The organism is Clostridium sp. HBUAS56017, assembly GCF_007115085.1.
Classification (GTDB): Bacteria; Bacillota; Clostridia; order Clostridiales; family Clostridiaceae; genus Clostridium; species Clostridium cibarium.
Genome location: NZ_SULK01000060.1, coordinates 1 through 1371, shown reverse-complemented (window position 1 = coordinate 1371; position 1371 = coordinate 1). Strand labels below are relative to the sequence as shown.

Genomic DNA, 1371 nt, shown 5'->3' with positions numbered 1-1371 from the left:
TTTCAAGTGTGACAAGAAGTTGCGTGATACATTGTCGTTAGACTACCCCATCCATTCGGGGTAACTCTATCGTGACTAGCGTGAATGGTAACGTTCGGGTTAGAAAGCTCACGAGACAATGTGGAAGTCCGAGTAGCCTAAACTGGGGCAACTGCTAGAGTAAGAATACTATGGAGAACGTAAAGTGAATTATTGTAGGAATCGTTACGCTGGAGAAAGCGAAATAGGCTGAAACGCTTTGACCAAAATGGTAAGGAGTCGAGCAAAGGCCAACTGTTAAACCAATGCGAATGGATAAAGAACTCCCGGTTTAAAGATGACTCCTAAGGCATTTATAATTATGTATTACGTGGAACTTGGTAAACCCTATATGTTCCTCTACCGAGAGGTATCTAACTGTAAAGGGCGAAACGACATAGAGGGCAGAAGAAAAGGATAAAAAGCGAAGGCTGATTTTGTAATGAAAACAGATAGGAGTTCAAACTTTGCTCTAACCTGAAAGGGTGCAGACTTATCCTATGGTATTTCTTAGCAGGAAAGGATTATATATTTATGAATTTTAGTAATTCAACGACGGATAAAACCGAGAGACTAAAAGACACAAAATCACTTGCCTTTCAATGGGAAACGATTGACTGGAAACAAGTTGAATATGATGTTAATAGACTACAAACCCGAATCGCTAAGGCAACAGTAAAAGGAGACAAAAATAAAGTCAAAAGATTACAATACCTATTAACCCACTCTTTTTCAGCTAAAGCCTATGCTGTAAAAAAAGTAAAAACAAATAAAGGGAAAAACACACCAGGAGTAGATAAGAAATTATGGTCTACCTCTGCTTCGAAGATGAAAGCAGTGCTTTCGCTCACCGATAAAAACTATAAAGCAAAGCCTTTAAGACGAGTATATATCGAAAAGAAAGGTAAAAAGCAGAAACGTCCATTAGGGATACCAACGATGTATGATAGAGCAATGCAAACCTTATATGCGTTAGCACTTGAGCCAATCTCAGAAACAAAAGGCGATTCTATTTCCTTTGGATTCCGTCGAGGAAGAAGTTCAAAAGACGCCTGTGAGCAGATATTCTGTGTATTAGCTAGAAAATGTTCTCCAACATGGATACTTGAAGGTGACATTAAAGGTTGCTTTGATAACATTAACCATGAATGGTTGCAAAACAATATACCAATGGATAAAAGTATTATGAAACAGTTCCCAAAATCAGGATATATATATGAAGAAAAACTATTTCCAACAGAAACGGGTTCGCCACAAGGCGGAGCAATCTCTAGTATATATGCAAATATGACATTAGATGGACTCGAAAAAGTGATTCAAGACAAATACCATAGAAATTCAAAAGGTAAAATA

At 37.6% G+C, this 1371-nt stretch carries 1 protein-coding gene; it reads left to right on the top strand.

Annotated elements, in window-relative coordinates; translation table 11 throughout:
* Positions 1-552 precede the first annotated feature (552 nt).
* Positions 553-1371, top strand: an 819-nt coding sequence (locus tag FAY47_RS19830; RefSeq protein WP_185966928.1) for a reverse transcriptase N-terminal domain-containing protein, incomplete at its 3' end; no start/stop codon positions are given.